Raw genomic sequence first — 24,782 nt, 5'->3', positions numbered from 1 at the left:
GAAATGCGCTCCACTGCCTATCACTCAACATAAAATACTCTTCCTATGCATACATTATTTATTTCAGATCTCCATCTCACTCCTAAGCGCCCAGATATTACCGATTGTTTTATCTCTTTTATGCGTGAAGACGCCATTAAGGCAGACGCACTCTATGTACTAGGTGATCTTTTCGATTTTTGGATTGGGGATGATGATCCCACCAACTTTGCCGAGCAGATTAAAAGCGAATTTAAAACGCTAATTAGCAAAGGCGTTCCAGTATTCTTCTCACACGGCAACCGTGATTTTCTTGTTGGAAAGAGATTTGCAAAACAAACTGGCGTAACTCTGCTCGAAGAAGAACAGGTTGTTGATCTTTACGGTGAAAAAGTCGTGGTACTTCATGGCGATACATTATGCACAGAAGACGTCCGCTATTTAGCATTCAGAGAGAAAGTGCATAAACCGTGGTTACAGTGGGTTTTCAATCGCCTACCTTTCTTCATCAAAACTCGAATTGTAAGAAAAATCCAATCTGATACCAGCAGCGACAAAAGCAACAAATCAATGTCTATTATGGATGTAACCCCCAGCGAAGTTTTGGCTGTGATGGAAAAGCATCAGGTAAATACCATGATTCACGGTCATACTCATCGCCCAAACATCCATAAGATTTCAGTATCAGGTGAAGAAAAGACTCGCATTGTTTTAGGTGATTGGTACACACAAGGCTCTATACTTGTTTATTCAGACCATGGATATGAACTGCAAAACAAAAAATTTGCATCATGAAATTGGTGATCGATGTCGCAGAGGGATTTGAGTATGTGCACAATAAATCGATTTTATATTGATATAATTGGCACACCAAAAATGGAGTTAGGGTAAAGCCTTGAAGTACTCATATATCGCTAGACAGCCTATATTAGATAGTGACCGAAAAACTTTCGGTTATGAACTGCTATTCAGAGACGGGCCGAAGAACACTTTTCCAGAAATTGACCCCGATAAAGCAACCAGCAGGCTACTTTCGGATCATTTCCTTTCGACCCACTATCAGACATTGGGTAATCACGTTGGCTTTGTAAACTTCCCTTATCAGAGCTTAGTGAACCTTGTCCCTACGCTCTTCCCGTCAGACAGTTTAGTGGTTGAAGTTCTAGAAGATTGTGAGCCTACATCAGAGCTTTTAGACGCGATTAAAAAGATGGCTAAACAAGGTTATAGAATCGCGCTAGATGACTTTGTACCAAGTAAAGAATGGCAACCATTTTTACCTTATGTCTCTTTCATCAAATTTGATATTCGCATTGTTCCAATCGCAAAAGCGGGTCTATTTATCAGTAAACTGCGAGGTTCAAAAATTAAGTTTTTGGCCGAGAAAGTTGAAACCTATGATGAATTTGAGCAAGCGAAAAAAGCTGGGTTTGACTATTTTCAAGGTTATTTCTTTAGTAAGCCTGAGATCATCCAACGCAAAGCTTTGCAGCCAACGTTTTTAACCATAGTCCAGTTGTGTAAAGAGATAGCGAAAGAAGAGATAGACTACAAGGAATTAGAATCCTTGATAGCACGAGATCTCTCGCTATCCTATAAGCTGCTCACTTTTGTTAATGCTTCAGCTATCGTTAGCTCAAAGATCCAGTCATTTAAGCAAGCACTGGTGTATTTAGGTGAACAACGCCTGCGTCAGTTTATTTCTCTAGTGGCCATTGCATCAACTGACAGCTCTAAGCCTAACTATCTCTATGGCCTTTCCATTCAACGCGCTCGTTTTTGTCAATTAGCATGGTGCAAAAGCGGACAACGCAGTGATGCAGATCTTGCATTCCTTACAGGAATGTTTTCGTTGCTCGACTGTCTGTTGGATCAGCCTCTAGAAAGTATCGTTGAGCTCATTCCCATCGACGAAGCGGTGAAACTGGCGTTAACCAAAGGTGAAGGCGCATTAGGTAAAATTTTATCACTGTCAAAAGCCTATGAGCACGCAGATTGGGAACAAGTTTCTGAGTTGGGAATCAGTTTAGAACTCAGCGATGAGGTGTTAAGTCAGTGTTATGATGAAGCTCTTCAATGGAGTGCAGATCTACTGCAAGTCGATATATAGACTTTCCCTCCGCACATCCCTAAACTTGGCTTCAATTTGAGGCCATTTTTATACCTATCATCTATATGAACAATTGCTACTGTGGTAGTTCACTACCCTATTCGGAATGCTGCCAACCTATCCACAACGACCATATTAATGCTCACACTCCAGAGCAACTGATGCGATCTCGCTATAGCGCCCATGTACTCGGCTTAGTCGATTTCGTTGTGAATACCTATCACCCGTCTTGCAACGCTGAAAGCGACCGAGCAGCGATTGCAGATTCTATCAATAGTGATTGGTGCAGATTAGAAGTGATCAACAGCGAAAATGGGGCAACTGCCAACGAAGGCTTTGTCCATTTCAAAGCGTATTTGAAAGACCAAGGCAAAGAGCTGTGTTTAGAAGAGCGTTCGCGCTTTGTCCGTGAAGAAGGCTTATGGTTCTACATAGATGGCGAGTTTCCAAAGTCTTCTGAAGCTAAGAAAATCGGCCGCAATGACCCGTGTCTATGTGGCAGTGGTAAGAAGTATAAAAAGTGCTGCGGCTAAATCTACCCGCTTCGTTTTACTCGACAACAAATACCAAAACGCTGTAAAAGCAAACGCCAGTCTCTAGACTGGCGCTTTAAATTACTCTTGATCAATCATCCAACGGCGGAAAGCTTTACGCTCTTCGGTTGATGATTTTAGGTACCATGCTTTAAGCTGGACTATATTAGAGACAGATTGAATAGTTTTAGCCTCAGATACATTATTATCTGCAGATGTATTCAAAGCTACTGCCTGCTCTTTAGTGACAGCATTGTTCTTAGCACTATAATAATCAGCAACCAGTGAATTTAGACCAAGATAAGGGAACAAACCGTCTTTCGGAGGTAACAACTCTTGTTGATATTTAGTTGCTTTGCCATCTTGTAATATAACCCACTGTGGTTCATTGCTGCTAAAGGCCTTCTCTGCTTCCGTCATACTGCGAGCCTGTGGCAATTTCATCTTGACCAATTCATCTGTGACGACAAATTTCACCACGTAAGGTGATGAAGTAAACACGTTATTTGAACTACCTCTGCCAACTTGCTTGTCCATACGGACGATCAGTTCAACTTCACCAGAGCCAATTTCCTGCTCTCCAACCGATGATTTAGTTTCATTACCATCAATAAACAATACCGAAAGACCCGGTTCTGGCTGGAGCGTTACAGCACTAACCGTAAAACTCATACCCAGCGCAGTTAAAAACAACCATTGTTTCATACTAAATTCCTTTGCAACAATTTGGGTCAAATATATAACAGCAATTAGAATAGAAACTACTAAATAATTTATCTTTCTTCTTCTAATAACAAAAGCCACCCAGAGGTGGCTTTACTAATACTTACAATCTACACAACTAAATTAGAATGTAGCTTTAACACCAAAGCCGTAACCAACTTCAGTATTGGTTTTATCATTGCCACCAACTTCTGCGTATAGAGTAGTGTTTGGAGCAATACCGTAACCAGCGTTTACAAACCATTGAACGAAATCTTCGTTAGCTGCAGCATCAAAATCAGTTGATGCCACTGCTGTTGCAAATTTCCACTTGTCTACCATTAGATCAGCAGCAAGAGCAAATGTTTGAGATTCTTTAGTACCAGATACGTTGTAGTATGCTGCTGATAGCTTCACATTTTCAATACCGCCAAAACGAGCTTCTAAACCTGCTAGCTTCTCTGTTTCAGTTGAAGCATCAAGACCAGTTTCTGCATAGTAACCAGTAAAATCGAAATCAGCTACACGCGCGCCTAGTTTTAGGTCGTAATGGTGATCAGCACTTGAAGGTCTTTGTTCATAGTGGTCTTGAATCCAACCAGCACCAAAGTAAACTGAACCTAGATCCAAATCGTAACGTACAGCTTCTTCACCACCAGTTTGAAGGTTATTGAAGAACTCATCTAGACCAAATAGGTAATCGCTACCGATACCCGCGTCATCAAGAACAGTGTCTAGACGACCAAATTTTAGAGAACCTAAGGACTTAGAGTAGAAACCTACGTAAGTGTTGCCGTTAGCTACTTTACCTTGAGCACGGTCACTTGTATCACCTGAATATTCAATGTAACCACCGATTTGTAGATCGTCGTTTACTTGGTAACGAGTATCAAAACCTACGTCAGCATCATCGATTTCTTGCTTTAGGTTATCTTGTTTATCGAAAGTTTTTTTGTAACGAACTTCGATGTCGCCTTTAAGAGCAACAGTTACACCGTCTTGGTTGTATAGTTCAATAGCTTGTGCTGAACCTGCTGCTGCAAATACAGCTAGTGCTAATAGAGTCTTTTTCATAGTAATCCACTGCCTTTTCTTAAATTTGGGAAATCCTTATCCGGTTCCCTTTTATTTTTGATGGTAGTGACCAACTCTTCGGTTAGTTCCTACCGCCACTAAATTTCGAGGTTTAGATTGCAAAAGAATATCCTGCGTGTCAAATACTCTAAATTGGTCGCATAAAAATAAATAAAATCATTTTAAATCATTAGCTTAATCTAAAAAATGAACATTTATCGAACAGGATGCATTGAAATATTCATAAAAATGTAAACGTTTCGCAAACAGATAAATTAGAATTTAATTCTAAATTATACATTTAAAAACCCATTAATTAGAATTAAATAAACTCGTTATCAATATTGTAAAGTTTTATATTTTTTATTTTGTGAATTAAATTTAAGTTCCTGAAGGTTCAGTTTTTTTTTGTGAAGGAGATCTATATTCCTTTTAAAATGATGCAAATTCGTGAGCTACGTAGGATTTGTAAACTGTGCTAACATGCGATTCCCGTCACGCAGGGCTCGTTATGCTTACAAAAAAAATCCAACAATCGATCCGCAGTAGTTACCAAAACCTGCAAAATCAGCTCGATAATTTCGTTCCTCGCCGAGCGCAAAACTTTCTTGTTGCAGAAATTGCAAAGACATTGTGTGGTAGTTATCACAAGTCGACCCGAATGATGGTTGCCGAAGCTGGCACCGGAATTGGTAAATCACTCGCCTATCTAATGGGAGTGATTCCTGTCGCGATCTCCAATAATCGTAAAGTTGTGGTATCCACCGCCACGGTTGCATTGCAAGAACAGCTGATTCATAAAGATTTGCCTCTATATAGACGAATCACTGACCAAACTTTTACTTTTATTATTGCTAAAGGTCGCCAGCGCTATTGCTGTGCTGAAAAGTTGGCCGCAGCTTCAGGCGCTGATGGTGCTCAACTCGCAATGTTTGAAACGAAGCCCAAGGCTGCTGACATCAACATGTTAGAGGCCATGCATGACGCCTTTAATAGAGGAAAATGGGACGGAGACAGAGATTCCTGGCCTAAAACGATCAGTGACGAAATCTGGAATTCTATTGTCAGCGACAAACACAGCTGTAATGGCAGCTTTCCGGCACACAGACACTGTCCATTCCAAAAAGCACGTTCAGAACTTGATAAAGCGGATGTGATTATTGCAAACCACAGTTTAGTGATGGCAGATGCCGAATTAGGTGGCGGTGTTATTTTACCTGAGCCTGAAAACACAATTTATATCTTCGACGAAGCACACCACCTTCCTCATGTTGCTAGGGATCACGCTTCAGCCGCAACTTCGTTAAAAGGGGCAGCCTCTTGGCTTGAAAGTCTCAACCGATCTTTACCTAAATTGAGCAATCTCGCTGAAGCAAAACGGGCATCTCGCTTTTTAGATGAAGCACAAACCGCAATCCAAGAGTTAATTCCGGGATTAAGCCAACTGCCCCAGCGCTTTGATCCCGCTTCTTTTGAAGAAAACATTTATCGCTTTGAGCACGGCGATTTGCCTCAGTGGCTGGAAGAAGAATCAAAGCATCTAAAACGCCAGAGCCAGAAGGCTAATCAAAGTGTTGCGAAAATTGCAGATTTGATAGCAGAAAAAGTAAAGGAAGGAGAACTGGCTTCGCGCTTAGCTGAGCCTGCACTGACTGAGCTGGGTTTCTATATTCAACGTTTAGACAATTTATACCAAGTATGGAACCTAATGGCTGAACCTAAACGAGAAAAAGGCGCACCGCTGGCTCGTTGGCTACAAACCCATACTGAACGTGAAGGCGACTTTACCGTTCACGTTTCTCCTTTAGAAATCGGTTGGCAGCTTGATCAACAAATTTGGAGTCGTTGTATCGGTGCTATTCTGGTATCAGCAACATTACGGGCTCTCAACTCGTTCAGTTTTTTCTGCCGTCAAGCAGGTATCAGTGAGAAATCTGAAGACGGTGTTCAATTTCTCTCACTGGCGTCACCGTTTAACTATATAGAGCAGGGAGAACTGTTGATTCCTGCAATGAAACTTGAACCACCAGCGAAAGATTTTACTCCTTATCTTGCCGATAAAGTAAAAGAGTATCTAGTTGCTGATAAAGCCAACCTTGTTTTGTTTGCTTCTTATTGGCAGATGAAAGAAGTCGCGGATAAGTTGTCCTCAACCATCTCTCAAAAGGGTTGGACGCTTCAGATTCAAGGTGAAAAATCTCGCGGAGAAATTCTAAAAAAACATAAAATGCTCGTGCAGTGCGGAAAAACAAGCGTGTTGTTTGGTACGGGAAGTTTTTCGGAAGGATTAGACTTACCGGGTGACTTATTAGAAAACCTAATTATTACCAAGATACCGTTTGCTGTTCCAACCTCACCTGTAGAGCAGGCACACGCTGAGTATATTGAGCATCGTGGCGGTAATCCGTTTTTACAAATATCGGTACCAGAAGCAAGTAAAAAGCTGATTCAATCTGTAGGACGTTTGCTGCGTAAAGAGCAGGATTCTGGTAGAGTCGTGATACTTGATCGCAGAGTGGTATCAAAACGATACGGAAAGGCGTTGTTGGACTCCCTTCCACCGTTTAAACGAACCATCGAGCATTAATAGACGTGCTAGTTCCTTTGTTGCCTTATACCACAAGGGAATTGACGCTGTTTATTCGCGCCAATCACTATCATTAAAGAAAAAGTAAACTATGTTCATGAGGTCTCATTCGCTTGCTGCTTGACTGCAGCCCCAATAGTTTGGGTTTATCCTCCCCTACTTATCACTTAAAAAATAGAAATCAGGAACGTATTTTTGATTGAACTTGTCGAACCAACCATGTTGGTCGTGTTGGCTTTTGTGGCTTTTATTGCTGGATTTATAGACGCGGTTGCCGGTGGTGGTGGCATGCTAACTGTCCCTACATTGCTGTCTTTAGGGTTGCCTCCACATATTGCGCTGGGTACAAATAAACTTGCAGCGACTTTTGCATCCTCCACTGCTGCATTTACTTATTACCGAAAGAAGCTCTTTAAGCCGAAGTACTGGCTGCGTGCGTTCGTGATGACTCTAATCGGTGCAACTGTGGGTACCCTTGTCGTTGACGCTATCAGTACCGACTGGTTACAAAAAGTGCTCCCGTTAATCATTCTTGCTGCTGCAATTTATACCGTTTGGCACAAAGCTCCTACAACGGTACAAAATGAAATGCCTGCCGGATGTAAGAAATTCAATACTAAGCAATATCTACAAGGTTTTGGCTTAGGGTTTTACGATGGCCTAGCTGGTCCAGGAACAGGGGCATTCTGGACAGTGAGCTCCATGGCGCTTTATCGCTTAAACATCCTGCTGGCATCAGGTTTAGCTAAAGCAATGAATTTCACCAGCAACCTGACGTCGTTGATCACCTTCGCGATTTTAGGCCATATTGACTGGGTACTCGGTTTAACCATGGGCGTTTGTTTGATGGCTGGTGCTTTTGTCGGAGCGCATTCCGCGATTCGTTTTGGTGCTAAATTTATTCGCCCTGTATTTGTCACTGTAGTCAGTATACTTGCGGTAAAACTTGCTTATGACGCTTGGTTTGTGACGCTATGAAAGACTTATCCAGATTAAATTCGATCATTGAAGAACTTAAATCAACTGCTGCACTGATTGACCGAACTCGAGGTGAACACTATCGCCCTTTGTTTGATGACACCTTGTTCCACTGTCACGGTAAGCTTTTAACTCCGTGTGTTATAGAAACAGAAAGCACATTGAATGCCATTCTCCGAGAGCAAAAAGCGGGAAAGCTGACTCAACCTCGGGCAGAATATCTTACAGAACGTCTGCTTGCGCAGATTGGCGCGATTCAGCGCGAAATGTCGACCCAAGCTATTCGTAAGAAAGAGCCAAAGCATTACAGAGACACAAGAAAGCCCATCAGCGATTTGTATCAGGATCTTGCACAGCACCAAGACTGGGAACGAAGACTGATGCTCCTAGTTCAAGATAAGCAAATGGCAGTTGAGGGCACGTTTGGTGCTGATAAAACAAGTGCTCAGCAAGCGTTGCTCGCAGCGGAACAGAGGCTTAAACGCTGTCAGGAAGCGAAAACAAAAATTGAAAAACAGATTACCTTTAGAGAGAAGAATCAATAAATGAACGACACCAGCTCCTCTTTAGAAAATGCACCGGATGAAATCAAACTTGCCGTTGATCTTATTTATCTTCTGGAATCCAATAACGTCGACACCAAAGTTGCTCTCGCAGCGTTAGAAATCGTAAAGTCCGATTTTCAGGCTAAGTTAGATAAGGAAAAGAGCGCTTAATTCGCGCTCTTCTTTATTAAAATAAACTACTTAGAAGCTATTAACTCACTTTAAACTGATTCACCAGTGCTTGCTGCTGTTTTGAGAGTGAGCTAATTTCTGCACCTACAGCTTCAGATTCCCCAGCCTGCTCTAGTATCTGAGCACTCAGATCCCGAATATTCGCCACGTTTTGATTCACTTCAGCGGAAACCGTTTGCTGTTCTTCTGCGGCTTTCACAATCTGAGAGTTCATATCGTTAATCGCTGAGATGGCATCGAAAATCTTGTTCAGCTCAGACACGGCTTGCTGTACATGCGACGCCGTCCCATTCGCCAAACTGTTGCCTTCTTGGATAGCGTTCACCACATCACGGGTGCCTTTTTCAACTTTCTCGATCACTGTTCGGATTTCACCAACCGACGCCTGTGTCCGACTAGCAAGGTTGCGAACTTCATCTGCAACCACTGCAAAGCCTCTTCCTTGCTCTCCTGCCCGAGCCGCTTCAATAGCAGCATTGAGTGCGAGTAAGTTCGTCTGTTCTGAAATGCCTTCAATCACCTCAAGAATATCAGTGATATTGACGTTGTTACGCGCTAGATCTTCAACAATAGGCACGGCGCGGTTCATGGTATTGACCAAGTTGAGCATCTCAGCTTCCGAAGTTTTAATCACTTCCTGACCGATACGAGCAGACTCATTTGCTTGCTCTGCTGCATGTACCGCATTTTCTGCATTCTGGACAACTAAGCTCGCTGTCTGCGTCATCTCTTCAGAGGCGGTAGCAACAAGGTCGACTTCTCTAAACTGCGCTTCACTGCTACGTCTTGTCTCACCAGCGGTGATCTTTGCCTGCTCAGTGGTGTCCGCAACTGAATGAGTGGTTTCAATCACTTGCCTTATTGTGGATTGCAGTTTGTCTAGAAACTTATTGAACCCGTGAGCCAACTGACCGATTTCATCTTGCGATTGAACATCTAAACGCTGAGTTAAGTCGCCTTCACCATCAGCAATGTCATTCAAACGCACGACGACTTCACGAATTGGCTTTACTATGCGTGACGCTGTGTAAGCAATCACCGTTAACCCCAAAACAGCAAATAATAACCCAGCAAGCAATTCTACTTTTACGCCACTTTCTACTTGCGCAGTAATTACGCTATCGAGTTCGTCTGCATCTTTAAGAACACTGCTACGGGGCATCTCGAATATCACGCCCCAAGTCTGATTAGCAACGGTAATCGGTGCAAACACCGTCATCCATTGCCCATCTTCACTCCACAATGATTCGACTTTTTTACCAGACAAAAGCCTTGAAACCTTGTCTTTAGAAACGCTTGAGCCGCCAAATGGTTGTCCAATAGTCAGAGCTTGATCATCACTGGCGATAAGTGTTCCGTCCAAACTAATAATGAAAATTTTGCCTTCACCATTAAATAAGCTGCTATCAGAGTCTTTCGCGACAACCAACAAAGGATCTAATTTTAAATCGATTCCGTAAAAGCCAATTACTTCTTCATCAACCACGATTGGAACTGAAATAGAAGTCGCCAAAAACTGCTCTGTTCCTTGGCTAATTAGTCGTGGCGAAGTGACACAAGCGTTTCCGTCATTAATCGGGCAGGAAAAACGCTCGCTATTTTCGTTATCAGACAGCTGTTTCTCAGTTAAAACTTCATTTACTGCATTCTGACCATCATCGGCAGATCGCCAATACGGAGCGAAACGTCCGATATCGTTGGAACCAACATAATCGGCATTCACATAGTTACTGTCTTCAGAATCGAGAGCGTTAGGTTTGAATACTAGGTAGGCACCTTCGATAGTTGGGAAATCTAGTACTGATTTACGAACCATTTCGTTAAGCGCTGTGCGTAGCGCTTCACTTTCACCGAAGTTGTCTTCCGAGTTTTTCTTTAGGAATAAAGCCGTTGAAGAGAGCATTTCTGAACGATAAATCGCTTCACTGAGATATTCCGATATTTCAGTAGAATTTAACTGTGCGCGGGTTTTCAGTAATTGTTGAGACTTATTGATAACGGATTCAGCGCTCTGATTTTTAATGACCTGCTGATTAGTCACAGCATTGTAAACCGAGAACCCGATAAGAGATAACGAGGTTACGAGCAGGCAAAAACCTGCCAACAGTGTAATTTTCCACTGAACTGATAATGTTCGCATACAACATCCTTATGCTAGCGTTTAAACTCATATAATCGAATGAGATAACTCGAAATTAGACCACAATCTATCGATATATCAATACAAATCTGACACAAAACTCACCATTTTCGGACACAATCAGTTTGAGCGAGTTCTTCGGTTTGTTCTGTTCAAGCTAAGTGGTAACATCAATCTCGTTCGTTGTTACCTTTTTATGTAATCAATTCAATTAGTAACGACTTAATAAACATCAAATTAAGGACTAACCAATGAAAGTTATCAGCTTTAACATCAATGGGTTACGAGCAAGGCTTCACCAACTCAAAGCACTGATTGATAAACATCAGCCTGATGTTATCGGCTTACAAGAAATCAAAGTTCACGATGAAGTCTTCCCTATCGAAGATGTCGAAGCCATGGGTTATCACGTCTATTTTCACGGGCAAAAGGCACATTACGGTGTGGCTATGCTCTGCAAGAAAGAACCTATTGAAGTTAAGAAAGGTTTTCCTACCGACAACGAAGATCATCAAAAGCGTATGATCATGGCGACATTCTTGGATGACAACGGCGAAAAAGTGACTGTTCTTAACGGCTACTTCCCGCAAGGCGACAATATCGGACATGAAATTAAATACCCATACAAGCGCCAGTTTTATAAAGATTTAATGACGTATTTAACTGAGCACCATAGCAGTGATGAACAGCTTATTGTTATGGGTGACATTAACATCAGCCCAATCGATTCAGATATCGGCATTGGCGAGGCCAACCGCAAGCGTTGGCTACAAACCGGTAAATGTTCATTCCAACCAGAGGAACGCGAGTGGCTAAAAACACTCACGGATTGGGGCTTCGAAGACACATTCCGTAAACTTCACCCAAGCGTTGATGATAAGTTCTCGTGGTTTGATTACCGTTCTCGTGGCTTTGATGACAACCGAGGTCTGCGGATTGATGTCATTTTGGCTACGCCATCGCTGGCTCAAAAATGTGTTGAGGCGGATATCGACTATGAACTTCGCGGCATCGACAAACCTTCTGACCACGCACCTATCTGGTCGGTGTTCAACTAATCATCCCAGTGATATCTCTTTCCTAATATGACAAAGCCCCTACTCAGGGGCTTTGTTTATTTCATGCCTAAACCACATCTGTAGTTGTTCAGAAACGTTAGCTAAGTGGACGCAAATAGCGCAAGAAACGTTTTTCAGCACCTTTAAAGCACCAAAGTACAATGAAGGTTAAGCTCATATAGAACAGACCAGCTGTTAAGAATGATTCAAATGGTGCGTAATAACGTGAATTTACCAAACGTGCAGCACCCGTTAAATCCATAATGGTAACGATACCTGCCACTGCACTGCCGTGAATCATAAAAATCACTTCGTTACTGTAAGCCGGCAATGCACGACGAAGCGCACTTGGCAGAATAATTCGGCGATAAGTTTGGAATACACTCATACCGTAAGCTTTAGCCGCTTCCACTTCGCCTTTTGGTAGGCCATTAATTGCACCACGCACAATCTCTGCGGTGTAGGCAGAAGTGTTGAGAATAAACGCCACCAAAGCACAGAACCACGCATTTTCCCAAAGGGTTCCTTTTACAGGGAAAAACTGATCCATACCGTAGTAAATCAGATATAGCTGCACCAGTAATGGCGTACCTCGGAAGAAATAGATGTAGCCCCAAGAAGGCAAATTCAGCGCATAGTTTTTACTGTTACGTGCTATAGCTAAAGGAATTGCAATACATATACCGATGATCAGAGATAGAGACACTAACCATACTGTTGTCCATAAGCCTTGAAAGTAAATTGGAAGGCTTTCAATAATCAGTGAAAAGTCCATATCTACCTCGTATGAATACTAAATTTACGCTCAACTAGCTTAAGCAGGCCGGTCGAAATGCTGGTAAAAACAAGGAATATGACTGCAACCGTCATGTAGAAGGTAAATGGCATTTTCGTCGAGCCAGCAGCCAATGAACTCATGCGAACCATATCTTCTAAACCGATGATAGAAACCAGCGCAGTCGTTTTCAGCAGTACAAGCCAGTTGTTACCAAACCCCGGTAGCGCGTGACGAATCATTTGCGGTAGAAGTATGCGTCTGAACGACAATACAGCGCTCATACCATAAGCTTTAGCCGCCTCCATTTCGCCTTTATCCACCGCCATGATTGCGCCGCGAAAGGTTTCTGCCATGTATGCACCAAAGATAAACCCTATCGTTAATACACCAGCAATAAATGGGCTCACATCGATGTAATCAGGCACATACTGAACCCATTCATCGGCAGTACCAAGCCAGTTATTTAGAGATTCGTTGATTGAGTAAAGACTGTTATTTAATAAGATTTGGCCACCGAAGAAAATCAGCATCATCAGAACAAGGTCTGGGATGCCACGAATAATGGTGGTGTAAAGAGTCGCGATACCCTTAGCCCAAGCGTAAGGAGATAACTTCGCTAGAGCGCCTAACATGCCAAGCACAACGGCTAACAATAGTGAAAGTATTGCAACTTCAATGGTGAGTACAGCCCCCTTTGCGATAGAGGCTTCATATCCCTGTAGATCCAGCATAAAAACTTCCTAGTCCTTAAAGCTTGGCTGCTGGGTACTGCTACGAACTAGGAACCAACAACCAAGAATGCCTTTATTATTGTTACGTCTCTGTCGTTCAGCACGACAGAGACATTTGAGGCTTATTAATCGCCGTATACGTCGTATTTGAAGTATTTGGCAGCGATTTGTTGATAAACGCCTTTTTCACGAAGTGAAGCGATAGCGCCATTTAGCTTTTCAGTCAGGTCTTTATCTTGTTTACGAACTGCAATACCAAAACCGTCACCGAACCATTTAGGATCAGTCAACGAAGGGCCAACGAATTCATAGCCTTCGCCACCTGGTTTGTTTAGTACGCCATCTTCTAGTGCAGACGCATCACCTAGAACAGAAGCAATACGACCATTTGCAAGATCAAGGTAAGCTTCATCGAACGAACCGTAACGAACGATTTCTACAGAATCACCGTAGTTGTCAGTCAGGTACTTGTCGTGAGTGGTTGCTCGTTGCACACCAATTTTAACGCCTTTAAGACCTTCTTTAGAGAAGTCTAAACCCGCACCTTTCTTAGCGATAAATTTGTTAGGAATCAGTGCATATTTACTAGTGAAATCGACTTTCTTCTTGCGCTCTTCAGTGATAGACATCGCTGCGATGATTGCGTCGTATTTACGAGCAAGTAGAGAAGGAATAATACCATCCCAGTCTTGAGCAACGATTTGGCATTTTACTGCCATCTCTTCACAAAGCGCGTTTGCCATATCAACGTCAAAGCCTTTCAGAGAACCATCTGATTCTGTCCAGCTAAACGGAGGGTAAGCGCCTTCAATACCGAAGCGTACAGTTTTCCACTCTTTCGCTTGGGCAACACCGGTCGCAGCTGTAGCAGCTATTGCCGCAACTAATAACCACTTTTTCATTTCCATACTCCTGTGATTGTTGTGTTTTATTTTTACTTTAGTTTTCTCAGCCCATCTTTAAGAAACCGAAGGGCCGAAAGATATTAATAGATTGAAGAGATAAACTGCTTAAGACGCTCTGAATCCGGATTACTAAACAGCTTTTTAGGATCACCTTGCTCTTCCACCACTCCTTGATGCAAAAACAATACGTGATTAGAAACGTCACGAGCAAAAGCCATTTCATGAGTAACCACTAACATGGTTCGCCCTTCTTCAGCTAACGAGCGCATAACTCCCAGCACTTCTCCCACTAACTCGGGGTCAAGAGCGGATGTTGGCTCGTCAAACAATAATACTTCTGGTTCAACAGCGAGCGCTCTTGCAATTGCAGCGCGTTGTTGCTGACCTCCAGAGAGGTGCCCAGGGTAGTAATCTTTTCGCTCGTAAAGACCCACTTTCTTCAATAGTAGTTCAGCATTTTCTATTGCTTGAGCTTTAGGAACACCTAAAACGTGAACAGGTGCTTCAATCACGTTTTCCAGCACTGTCATGTGTGACCAGAGGTTGAATCCTTGAAAAACCATAGCTAAGCGCGAACGGATACGCTGCACTTGTTTTTCATTGGCAGGAAGAGAGACACCTTGACGGTTCTTTTTCATTTGAATCAATTCACCATTAACCCAGATTTCGCCATCTGTCGGTGTTTCGAGTAAATTGATGCAACGTAGAAAGGTACTTTTGCCAGAACCGGAGGAGCCTATAATAGAGATAACATCCCCTTTATGTGCTTGAAGTGAAATGCCTTTCAGAACTTCATTCTGGCCAAATGTTTTGTGCAGTTGTTTTATATCGAGCGCTGGTACTTCATTCATGCGCTTTAACTCCCTGTATTTTATGACACTGCAGAGCATTCCAGCTCAATTTCGCTACAAAGTATCACTCGACGCTATAACATGCAACAAATTATTAACCTACAAAAATGAAATATTTAGTTATTTTATGTGAGTATTAATTCATAAAATGGCTATTTCTTCTTCAAAGCACGCATATTAAAACACTCTCCCCCTATTAAACACAACCAAGCCAATTTAACAAAAATGCTAAAAGCAAGACTTATAGCAAACTTTGAATCATAACCACCACGCATAGGTTTTCACGTTTTGGCAAGTTCAAAAGGGGTAATAAACATCACACTTTGAAAATTAATTTCAACCATAAAAACCACTATCTGCCTGATTTTATTATGACGATGTAGTTTTCTTTCATTTCCCAAACTAAAGTGATCAAGATCAATCACTATAAAGGGTTAGCACGTTAAACTCGCCACCACTTATAAGGCTATTCTAATGCCCATTATTATTTCGTTGGCTATGCTATAAAGCACAATAGAAACGTGTTACATATTCAGCCGAAACTTTCGCTATTGCGGACACTTAAGCAGAATTCAATTCAGAATTAATAACTTTATATAATGAGGAATCTATGTCAGAAGCAGTGAATAAAGCGCATTCTGATTCAGATATCGAGACTAAGAGCTACAGTGAGCTTCATCGTCCAGCGTCTGAGTTCGACAGCCGTTCAGATTACTTAGATCATGAACTACAAATCATGAAGCCTCGCCGCTTTGGTTTAAACTTGCCGGGTCGCGATTTCCGTTTCGAACTAGAAGATTTCGTTCCTGCTCTTGCTGGTACTATCGGCATCATCGCGATGTACTCAGCAGTTATGATGTCTTGGGCGGAAGGTTTAACTCAAGCCTGGGATCACGTTCATCTAACGAAAGAGTTCGCCATCGAAGTCGCTCGTGTGGAAATGTTGATTCCTGCACTCTTATTCTGTGTGCTTGCTTCTGGTGTATTCAACCCTAAAGCAAACTTAGCAGGTAACCACGGTCCGATGATTCCGCTTATCGGTACTATCGCTCTAGCCGGTGCTCACCCTCTTGCATTAGCATTGCTTATCGGTGTCTTTGGTCTGCTACTTAGCTTTTTCAAAGGTGGTTCTAAGCTTGTTAACCTCACTTCTGAAGGCACTGCTGGCGGTTTACTTATCTTCTTAGGTTTAACGGGTACAATCAGTCAGATTAACTCCATCCAAGCTTGGGCTGTGAGTTTACAATCCGCAGACGTAGCCGCGGGAAGCATGGGTTATGTCGGTTTAGTTGTACTTGGTGTGACCGTTGCTATTTACGCTTACCTAGCGAAAATCAACAAGCGTTGGCTTGCAATCCCTGTGTGTGCGTTTACTGGTCTAGCTATCGCATTGCTATTCGGCGCAGGTTTCGACATCAAATTCGAAACACAAATGGGCCTTCCAAACCTTAACCCAGTTTACTGGTGGGGCAGCACTGAAGAAGGTTGGATGTTAGGTCTTCCTAACATGGAACACTTCATCGCATCTCTACCATTCGCAATTCTTGCAGTGGCAATGTGGTCACCAGACTTCCTTGGTCACCGTATTTTCCAAGAGATGAACTACCCTAGAGGTACTGAAAAAGTACTAATGGACGTAGATGACACTATGACTATGTGTTCATTCCGCCAAATGGTTGGTACTGCAGTAGGTGGTGGTAACATCACTTCATCTTGGGGTACTTACATGATCCCTGCGGCTATCGCTAAACGTCCAATTCCTGCTGGTGCAATTCTTCTTGGTCTGATCGTAATGACTGTTGCGGTACTTGGTTTCCCAATGGACGTTGCAGTATGGCCACCAGTAATGCGTGTTGCGCTACTAGTAGGTGTGTCTCTACCTCTACTAGAAGCAGGTATGCAAATGGTTCGCGATACTAAAGACTCACAAGCGGCTGGTATCTGTATCTTCGCTTCTATTGTTGCGAACCCAGTATTGGCTTGGGCTCTAACCATGTTCCTAGACAACAACGGTCTAATCGGTGACAAAGAACGTGCTTCACGTTTGTCATTCATGGATAAAATTGTTATCCCTGTAACCGTGTTTATTATCTGTCTTGTTGCTATGCTTGCAGTTGGTATGCTAGAAGCTCAATATGGTCTTAAAGCTTGGTTATAAGCTAATAGGTTAAAATTTAGATGGGTAGCGCAAAACGCTACCCTCTTTTATTATTGGCTTTTTCAACTTTTATTGATTTAGTTTAAGTTTTGCAATTTTTTTTTAGTGTAATGTAATTTCATCAAACGGACATTTCACTGTAAGAACAAGTAACAATATCTATAGTATTAGTCTGAGATTATGAACTATACATATTGTTATTAAATAGAGTGTACTGCCTCTCTTTAACTAAAGAGATAGCTGGCTCAACGGCGAAACAGTACGTGTTTTTTCTACTAAAAAGGTAGGTATGTCATGGCAGAGCAATTTGCTAAAGCTTGGGAAGGTTTTGCTGCAGGTGAGTGGCAAAATGAAGTAAACGTTCGTGATTTCATTCAAAAGAACTACACTCCATACGAGGGTGACGAATCTTTCCTAGTTTCTGAAGGAACTGAAGCGACTAAAACGCTTTGGGCTAAGGTAATGGAAGGCATCAAACAGGAGAACTCTACTCACGCTCCTGTGGATTTTGACACTTCAGTTATCTCTACCATCACTGCTCACGATGCAGGCTACATCGAAAAAGATCTAGAAACTATCGTTGGTCTTCAAACTGACGCTCCACTTAAGCGTGCAATCATCCCTAACGGTGGTATCCGTATGGTTGAAGGTTCATGCAAAGCATATGATCGTGAACTTGATCCTATGGTTTCTAAAATCTACACAGAATACCGTAAAACTCACAACGCTGGTGTTTTCGATATCTACACTCCAGACATCCTTGCATGTCGTAAATCTGGTGTACTAACAGGTCTTCCTGACGCATACGGCCGTGGTCGTATCATCGGTGACTACCGTCGTGTTGCACTATACGGTATCGACTTCCTAATGAAGGACAAACTGGCTCAATTCACGTCTCTACAAGAGCGTTTTGAGAACGGTGAAGACCTTCATATGACTATGCAACTTCGTGAAGAAATTGCTGAGCAACACCGCGCTCTTGGTCAAATCAAAAAAATGGCTGCGAAATACGGCTGCGATATTTCTCGTCCAGCTGAAACTGCTCAAGAAGCAATCCAATGGACTTACTTCGGCTACCTAGCTGCTGTTAAGTCTCAAAACGGTGCTGCAATGTCTCTAGGTCGTACTTCTACGTTCCTAGACGTGTACATCGAGCGTGATATCGCTGCAGGTAAGCTCACAGAAGCTCAAGCTCAAGAAATGATCGACCACTTCGTAATGAAACTACGTATGGTTCGTTTCCTACGTACTCCTGAGTACGATGAGCTATTCTCTGGCGACCCAATTTGGGCAACAGAATCAATGGGTGGTATGGGTCTTGACGGTCGTACGCTAGTAACGCGTTCTAACTTCCGTTTCCTAAACAGCCTATACACTATGGGTCCTTCTCCAGAGCCAAACATCACTGTTCTTTGGTCTGAAGCGCTACCAGACGGTTTCAAACGTTTCTGCGCAAAAGTATCTATTGATACTTCTTCTATCCAGTACGAAAACGATGACCTAATGCGTCCAGACATGAACTCTGACGATTACGCAATTGCATGTTGTGTATCACCAATGGTTGTTGGTAAACAAATGCAGTTCTTCGGTGCTCGTGCGAACCTTGCTAAAACGATGCTTTACACCATCAACGGCGGTATCGATGAGAAACTGAAAATCCAAGTTGGTCCAAAAATGGACAAGATCTCTGGTGAATACCTAGATTACAACGAACTTTGGGAAAAAATGGACCACTTCATGGATTGGCTAGCTAAGCAGTATGTGACTGCACTAAACGCTATCCACTTCATGCACGACAAGTACAGCTACGAAGCGTCTCTAATGGCTCTACATGACCGTGACGTTATCCGTACTATGGCATGTGGTATCGCTGGTCTATCTGTTGCAGCTGACTCACTATCTGCAATCAAATATGCGAAAGTTAAACCAATTCGTGACGAAGATGGTCTAGCAATCGACTTCGAAATCGAAGGCGATTACCCTAAATTCGGTAACAACGATTCTCGCGTAGATGATATCGCTTGTGAACTTGTATCTGTATTCATGAACAAGATCCGTGAGCTTAAGACTTACCGTAATGCGATTCCTACTCAGTCTATCCTTACTATCACTTCAAACGTGGTATACGGTAAGAAGACTGGTAATACTCCTGACGGTCGTCGTACTGGTACTCCATTTGCACCTGGTGCAAACCCAATGCACGGTCGTGACGAGAAAGGTGCTGTAGCATCATTGACTTCAGTAGCGAAACTACCGTTTGCTGACGCTCAAGATGGTATCTCTTACACCTTCTCTATCGTTCCTAACGCATTAGGTAAAGAAGAAGCAAGCCAACGTGCTAACCTTGCAGGCCTAATGGATGGTTACTTCCACCACGAAGCTGGCAAACTAGAAGGTGGTCAACACCTAAACGTTAACGTGCTTAACCGCGACACGCTACTTGACGCTGTTAAACACCCAGAGAAATACCCTCAGCTAACTATCCGTGTATCTGGTTACGCTGTTCGTTTCAACTCTCTGACTGCTGAACAACAAGCTGACGTTATCGCTCGTACATTTACTGAGTCTATGTAAGACTTCGCTTAAATAATGAGCTACAAGCCCTCGCTTTTGCGGGGGCTTTTTATTTATTCAGTAAATTTATCAAAGCGTTAATAATGCTTAATGAGACTCAAATATTTAAATCCAACATTTATCATTACTCGTCTTAGCCTTTTCAATCAGTTAAACTCACGGCTCTGTTGTATTCGAGCTGTAATCAAATGTCCGTATCCCGCTTTTTCCTTTTATTAACATGCAGTTTTTCTGCTCTTGCTGCTCAAACGCCGACTGTAACTCTCAACGTTGATAACGATGGTATTTACGGGATAGACCAAGACTACACCAGTGGCCTTTTCCTCTCTTACACGTCTGGCGCCGTTCGTCCAAACTGGTGGTCAAGGCCACTTAGTCTTTCCGTTTGGGGCGCAGCCAGCTTAGATAAATGGGAAATCAGTGTTGGTCACAAAATGTGGACACCTTCAGATATCACGCTTGATACACCACAACCGAATGAACGCCCCTATGCAGGCTTACTACACGGTGAATTCAGCTACATCAGCTTGCACCCGCAACAGGCGCAACGCTTTAATCTGCTGATTGGAACCACAGGCGAGAGTTCTCTTTCTGAAGAAGCTCAACGCATCGTTCATTCCATTACAAAATCAGATGACCCGAACGGCTGGGCATATCAGGTTGAAGACAAAGTGGTGGGCAGTGTCGGCTATCTTTCTCATTTCAACTTAATTCGCCAACGCTTCACAATGAGCACGGACTTTGAAATCTCCAATATTTCAGAAGTAAATATCGGTAACTACCGTAGCGATGCCGCAACAGGATTTATGGTTCGTTGGGGACAAGATTTGGCGGGTAACTTTGGTAGCGCGCAAATTTCTGTGGAAAACCCATTTAAGGCGGGCATGATTGGCGCGTCTGACTATGGTTGGTTTCTTTTTGGTGGTATTGAAGGGCGCTATCGTTTTAACGACATCACAATTGAAGGAAACAGACCACTAGAAGGCCTAGAGCATCCGGCAAGTTATTACGAAGTGACTTTAGAACCTTGGCAAGCTACGGCTGTAGCAGGCGCTGCATGGTACAGCCGCCACTTCGGTTTTACCTTTACAACAACCGCCAATACTTCTGAATACAAGCAAGATAAGAAATCTCTACATGGTACTGGCGGTGTTTCTTTCTACGCGTTTTTCTAGACGCAATTGTTGGATACCTATCGCTTAAATACTAAAGCGTTGGCAATCAGAGTTTAGCTCTGATGAACGTTGGTCTACAACGCGGCTGATTGAACGCAGCTGCTCGTTGTTATCTTCGAGTTCTTTCATTGCCACAGAAATTTGCGTCATATTGTCAGCCATGGATTGACTAGTGGTCGCCAACTCTTTGATGGAACTGACGATGATTTCCGTCTGGTGCGCCGCCTCTCCTGCTTTATTGGTTATCTGAGCCAAAGCCTCCATTGCTTCATGGCCTCGCTCTTGACCAACCTGCATGGTTTGCCCAGATTGGCCAAACTTCTGAATAACTTCAGCACTCTCTTTCTTCATCGTCTCGATAGTCCCTGAGATTTCCGCAACCGCATTCACGGTACGTACAGCCAAGTTTCGAACTTCATCTGCCACAACCGCAAAACCGCGTCCTTGCTCCCCTGCTCGCGCAGCTTCAATAGCCGCATTTAACGCTAACAAGTTAGTTTGCTCAGCAATGCTATTGATGATATCCATGACTGAGTCAACTTTGGTCGAAGCTTCTTCCAGTTGCTGAATATTAGTCGTCGCAGAGCTTAGAATTTTGCCGACGTCCTCTAATGAACCAATGGCGGCCGCGATAACTTTCGCACCATTTTCCGCCGCCTCTGTCGATGACTTACTCACATCAGAAACAAACGCCAGAGAATTAGACACTTCATGAGTAGTAACGCTGACTTCTTCAGTGGCAGAAGCCAATAACTGAGTTTGCCCTAACACATCAGACTGCCCGTTCACAAGGTCGTCAATGCCAGAGTTTAGTTGTGCCGCATCTCCTGATAACGCTTCACTTCGCTGCTGAACAGCTTTGACCAACTCCCCTAAGTGTTCGCAACTCTGGTTAATCGCTACTGCCAATTGGTTAAACTCATCATTAGGATTATTCGATATAGGCATTCGCTGTGACAAATCACCTTGCGACAGGCGTTCCATCACCGCTTTGGTTTGCGATAGTGAACGAGTCAAAGAGATACTTAGCATGACAAAAATCGAAATAGTTATCACCGCTAAGACGGCACAAGCCACCAGCACAGACCACTGAGTTTGAACTCCGGCGTGCTCGGCTTGACGCTGATATGTCTCACTAATGTCACCAATTTGCTTTGATAAGTTTTCTATAAGACTTTTCGCTTGAGACTCACTGGTAAACAATTGCTCTTGCTGCTCATTAACCAATTGTGAAAGTTCACTGACACGTAAAAAAGTTTCTTTGAAATTCGCCACTTCTTTTTCATAGAGAGAAAGCATTGAGTAGCTTTTCGACATATTTATAAAGCCGGCCATAGCACGATTAAATAGCTTTAGGTTTTGTTCACTTGGCTGAAGAAGATAGTTTTGTTGCGCTTTGACTACGGCTTGGAAATCCGAGTTGATGGTCACCATCCCTGTTTCAGCGATTTTCGCTTCTATGGTGGTCGCCAGTTGTTTTAGCTCACCCAGTTTGCCCTCTTCGACGTTGAAACCCAATTCAGATTTGAGCTCCATCCAAGGTAAGAGTGACTGTTCAAATTGTGAGGTGACTTGTAGCAGTTGCTGAGACTCTTCATTGAAGTTTAATTGCTGAAGAAAAGTGATATCTGTCTGAACATGTTCCATCAAGCCTTTTAACTTTTCCTTAGCTTGAGAAACCTGATCTGCGGTGAGACTTTCTTTTTCGGAGGCCAAAGCAAGAAGATCGGCTTGGGTTGAGTGCATAGCCAATGCTCCAGACGTAATGTCCGAACTCTGCTTATATTGTGAGCCCATACCGGACAAGCTCATTGCGGTATAAAGACCAAGGCTAACAAAGCCAATACATAGAACAATAATAAAAAGTGTGATTTTTTGCTTCTGAGATAATTTCAGTACATCCATGCTAATCTTCCTTGTCACCATCCTGTGACTTTAGACTTCAAGATACTACGGGCTAAAGTGTCGTAATGTTTCGTTTACATTTTTGTCACTTATATCTTTTTTATAACACCCATCTTCAGCAATTTCGATTTTTTTTTAAACTATTTATTACAACTCTGAATGGAATAAGGAAATCCTATTTAATCCACACTATTTGTAATAAAATGACGACTAAATTACACAATCGAGAGCAACACATGTCTACTTCTGGTCGAATTCACTCATTCGAATCTTGCGGTACGGTTGATGGCCCAGGAATTCGTTTCATCGTTTTTCTTCAGGGTTGCTTATTCCGTTGTAAGTATTGTCACAACCGTGACACTTGGGACACACACGAAGGCAAAGTGGTTACTGTTGAAGAGATCATCAACGAGGCGAAGTCTTACCGTCATTTTATGAATGCCTCTGGCGGTGGTGTTACGTGTTCTGGTGGCGAAGCCATGCTTCAACCTGAGTTTGTCAGAGACTTCTTCCGAGCGGCGAAAGCTGAGGGCATACACACATGCCTAGACACCAACGGTTATATCCGTAAATTTACGCCTGTGATCGATGAAGTTCTTGAAGTCTCTGATCTTGTGATGCTCGATATCAAACAGATCAATGATGACATCCACCAAGATTTAGTGGGTGTATCCAACAAACGTACTCTCGATTTTGCTCAATACCTGCACAAGATTAATCAACCAACCTGGTTGCGCTACGTGATTGTTCCCGGCTATACCGACGATGATGAATCAGCCCATAAACTGGGTGAGTTCATTAAGGATATGGACAACATTGAGAAGATTGAGCTGCTTCCATATCACAAACTTGGTGCTCACAAGTGGGAAGCGATGGGAGAAGAGTACCCACTTGAAGGTGTAGAGCCTCCAAGTAAGGAAACCATGGATAGAATTGTATCTATCCTTGAGCAATATCACTCAAACGTAAAATACTGATTCAAACTCGGTGACGATTCGTTAAAAATGCCAACCATAACCGGTTGGCATTTTAATATCTGTCTCACACGATGAAATGCATTAAAGGATAAATTCAACACTGAGGGATTATTTTGCAGTTACAAGAACTTGTCGCGCTAGCTATCGTTGTTATCTTCTTCACCATCTCACTCAGAGATGTACAGCACGCTTTTTTGCCGAAGTTTAAAACTGAAAAATCCTTTCAGCATCTGACCTATGCCGTGATGTTTGCCCTTGTGTTACTTTGGTCAGCGCAAGCCAGTGTCAAAGATGGTCTCCAAATCCATTTCTTAGCACTCACAACACTGACCATGATGTTCGGTTGGAGAAGCGCTTTCATGCTGACCATTCCGGTCAGTTTTGCTCTGGTCATCGTGGGGAAACTGGCGCTGTTTGGTCTGCCTGAGTTTTTATTGCTCTCCAGCTTGGTTCCGATTTTGATCTCCTATGCCATATTCTCGTTAAGCTATCACTATCTGCCACGCAACATTTTTGTATTCATTTTTGTCGCAGGATTTTTCAACGGCGGTTTGACCGGAAGTTTACACCTCGCCATCAATGCGGGTTATCAACTCAATCTGGGTAACCACGACTGGAAAACCATATTAGACAACTATCTTATCTTTGTACCTCTACTTGCCTTCCCTGAAGGGCTGCTTAACGGTATGGCTCTGGCAATACTTTCGGTGTTTAAGCCTGAGTGGCTGAGAGTGTTCTCTGATCGGGACTATATCTACAATCATCATCACAAAAAATAGTCACACCTCTGCATATTTTATGTACTATCTCTATTAAAACAGTGTTGAGAT

21 protein-coding genes are annotated in these 24,782 nt (G+C 42.8%); 13 read left to right on the top strand and 8 right to left on the bottom strand.

The genetic code is table 11. The annotated features are described in order from the left end of the window. Window positions 1-45 precede the first annotated feature (45 nt). The 3 genes from lpxH (at window position 46) to L3V23_RS11700 (ending at window position 2,622) form a co-directional block, all read left to right on the top strand. Window positions 46-774: a UDP-2,3-diacylglucosamine diphosphatase gene (gene lpxH, locus L3V23_RS11710; protein ID WP_102965560.1), complete on the top strand. Its 729-nt coding sequence runs from the start codon at window positions 46-48 to the stop codon at window positions 772-774. A 100-nt stretch (window positions 775-874) separates the two neighbouring features. Continuing rightward, entirely contained in the window at window positions 875-2,089 is a 1,215-nt protein-coding gene (locus tag L3V23_RS11705; RefSeq protein WP_102965559.1) for an EAL and HDOD domain-containing protein, read from the top strand. A 65-nt stretch (window positions 2,090-2,154) separates the two neighbouring features. Then, window positions 2,155-2,622: a YchJ family protein gene (locus L3V23_RS11700; protein WP_102965558.1), complete on the top strand. Its 468-nt coding sequence runs from the start codon at window positions 2,155-2,157 to the stop codon at window positions 2,620-2,622. 81 nt (window positions 2,623-2,703) lie between these two features. On the opposite strand, the gene L3V23_RS11695 is transcribed toward L3V23_RS11700, so the two are convergent. Both L3V23_RS11695 and L3V23_RS11690 read right to left on the bottom strand, forming a co-directional pair. Next, window positions 2,704-3,327, bottom strand: a complete 624-nt coding sequence (locus L3V23_RS11695; RefSeq protein ID WP_102965557.1) for a DUF2057 family protein — start codon at window positions 3,325-3,327, stop codon at window positions 2,704-2,706. 141 nt (window positions 3,328-3,468) lie between these two features. Beyond that, window positions 3,469-4,398, bottom strand: coding sequence for a porin (locus tag L3V23_RS11690; RefSeq protein ID WP_102965556.1), 930 nt, complete (start codon window positions 4,396-4,398; stop codon window positions 3,469-3,471). A 511-nt stretch (window positions 4,399-4,909) separates the two neighbouring features. Between L3V23_RS11690 and dinG the strand changes: the two genes are divergently transcribed. The 4 genes from dinG (at window position 4,910) to rsmS (ending at window position 8,679) form a co-directional block, all read left to right on the top strand. Further along, the gene (dinG, locus tag L3V23_RS11685) at window positions 4,910-6,985 is read left to right on the top strand and encodes an ATP-dependent DNA helicase DinG (RefSeq protein WP_102965555.1); all 2,076 of its coding nucleotides are present in this window, start codon (window positions 4,910-4,912) and stop codon (window positions 6,983-6,985) included. Window positions 6,986-7,183: 198 nt separating this feature from the next. Then, window positions 7,184-7,963: a TSUP family transporter gene (locus L3V23_RS11680; RefSeq protein WP_102965613.1), complete on the top strand. Its 780-nt coding sequence runs from the start codon at window positions 7,184-7,186 to the stop codon at window positions 7,961-7,963. Next, complete coding sequence (locus L3V23_RS11675) at window positions 7,960-8,508, top strand: primosomal replication protein (protein WP_102965554.1); 549 nt, start codon at window positions 7,960-7,962, stop codon at window positions 8,506-8,508. The genes L3V23_RS11680 and L3V23_RS11675 overlap by 4 nt, the downstream gene beginning before the upstream one ends. Beyond that, on the top strand, window positions 8,509-8,679 hold the full coding sequence (gene rsmS / locus L3V23_RS11670) for a pleiotropic regulatory protein RsmS (RefSeq protein WP_102965553.1): 171 nt from the start codon (window positions 8,509-8,511) through the stop codon (window positions 8,677-8,679). A 40-nt stretch (window positions 8,680-8,719) separates the two neighbouring features. Here rsmS and L3V23_RS11665 read toward each other — a convergent pair whose 3' ends face one another. Beyond that, on the bottom strand, window positions 8,720-10,840 hold the full coding sequence (locus L3V23_RS11665) for a methyl-accepting chemotaxis protein (protein WP_102965552.1): 2,121 nt from the start codon (window positions 10,838-10,840) through the stop codon (window positions 8,720-8,722). Window positions 10,841-11,091: 251 nt separating this feature from the next. Between L3V23_RS11665 and xthA the strand changes: the two genes are divergently transcribed. Then, on the top strand, window positions 11,092-11,898 hold the full coding sequence (gene xthA, locus L3V23_RS11660) for an exodeoxyribonuclease III (RefSeq protein ID WP_102965551.1): 807 nt from the start codon (window positions 11,092-11,094) through the stop codon (window positions 11,896-11,898). Between the two features lie 97 nt (window positions 11,899-11,995). On the opposite strand, the gene L3V23_RS11655 is transcribed toward xthA, so the two are convergent. The 4 genes from L3V23_RS11655 to L3V23_RS11640 form a co-directional block, all read right to left on the bottom strand. Then, the gene (locus L3V23_RS11655; protein ID WP_042486663.1) at window positions 11,996-12,673 is read right to left on the bottom strand and encodes an ABC transporter permease; all 678 of its coding nucleotides are present in this window, start codon (window positions 12,671-12,673) and stop codon (window positions 11,996-11,998) included. Window positions 12,674-12,675: 2 nt separating this feature from the next. After that, the gene (locus L3V23_RS11650; RefSeq protein WP_042486666.1) at window positions 12,676-13,407 is read right to left on the bottom strand and encodes an ABC transporter permease; all 732 of its coding nucleotides are present in this window, start codon (window positions 13,405-13,407) and stop codon (window positions 12,676-12,678) included. A gap of 125 nt (window positions 13,408-13,532) precedes the next feature. Beyond that, window positions 13,533-14,309, bottom strand: coding sequence for an ABC transporter substrate-binding protein (locus tag L3V23_RS11645; protein ID WP_042486669.1), 777 nt, complete (start codon window positions 14,307-14,309; stop codon window positions 13,533-13,535). Window positions 14,310-14,392: 83 nt separating this feature from the next. Continuing rightward, window positions 14,393-15,163, bottom strand: coding sequence for an ABC transporter ATP-binding protein (locus L3V23_RS11640; RefSeq protein WP_042486672.1), 771 nt, complete (start codon window positions 15,161-15,163; stop codon window positions 14,393-14,395). 610 nt (window positions 15,164-15,773) lie between these two features. Here L3V23_RS11640 and L3V23_RS11635 point away from each other — a divergent pair. The 3 genes from L3V23_RS11635 to L3V23_RS11625 all read left to right on the top strand — a co-directional run bounded on the left by L3V23_RS11635 (window position 15,774) and on the right by L3V23_RS11625 (window position 21,070). Then, on the top strand, window positions 15,774-17,321 hold the full coding sequence (locus L3V23_RS11635) for a DUF3360 family protein (protein ID WP_042486675.1): 1,548 nt from the start codon (window positions 15,774-15,776) through the stop codon (window positions 17,319-17,321). A gap of 294 nt (window positions 17,322-17,615) precedes the next feature. Continuing rightward, window positions 17,616-19,895, top strand: coding sequence for a formate C-acetyltransferase (gene pflB / locus L3V23_RS11630; RefSeq protein WP_102965550.1), 2,280 nt, complete (start codon window positions 17,616-17,618; stop codon window positions 19,893-19,895). Window positions 19,896-20,083: 188 nt separating this feature from the next. Continuing rightward, window positions 20,084-21,070 carry a lipid A-modifier LpxR family protein gene (locus L3V23_RS11625; RefSeq protein WP_102965549.1) on the top strand — a complete coding sequence of 329 codons (987 nt, stop codon included), beginning with the start codon at window positions 20,084-20,086 and terminating at the stop codon, window positions 21,068-21,070. Window positions 21,071-21,094: 24 nt separating this feature from the next. On the opposite strand, the gene L3V23_RS11620 is transcribed toward L3V23_RS11625, so the two are convergent. Continuing rightward, window positions 21,095-22,975 (bottom strand): methyl-accepting chemotaxis protein, encoded by a 1,881-nt coding sequence (locus L3V23_RS11620; protein WP_102965548.1) that lies wholly within the window; start codon window positions 22,973-22,975, stop codon window positions 21,095-21,097. 236 nt (window positions 22,976-23,211) lie between these two features. On the opposite strand from L3V23_RS11620, the gene pflA reads away from it, so the two are divergent. Together pflA and L3V23_RS11610 are read left to right on the top strand one after the other, a co-directional pair. Next, entirely contained in the window at window positions 23,212-23,952 is a 741-nt protein-coding gene (gene pflA / locus L3V23_RS11615; RefSeq protein WP_042486918.1) for a pyruvate formate lyase 1-activating protein, read from the top strand. A gap of 113 nt (window positions 23,953-24,065) precedes the next feature. Further along, window positions 24,066-24,731: an energy-coupling factor ABC transporter permease gene (locus L3V23_RS11610; protein ID WP_102965547.1), complete on the top strand. Its 666-nt coding sequence runs from the start codon at window positions 24,066-24,068 to the stop codon at window positions 24,729-24,731. Window positions 24,732-24,782 lie beyond the last annotated feature (51 nt).

It is taken from the genome of Vibrio sp. A1-b2, from assembly GCF_021726015.1.
Lineage (GTDB): Bacteria > Pseudomonadota > Gammaproteobacteria > Enterobacterales > Vibrionaceae > Vibrio > Vibrio diazotrophicus.
This window is presented reverse-complemented; position numbering and strand designations above follow the sequence as displayed.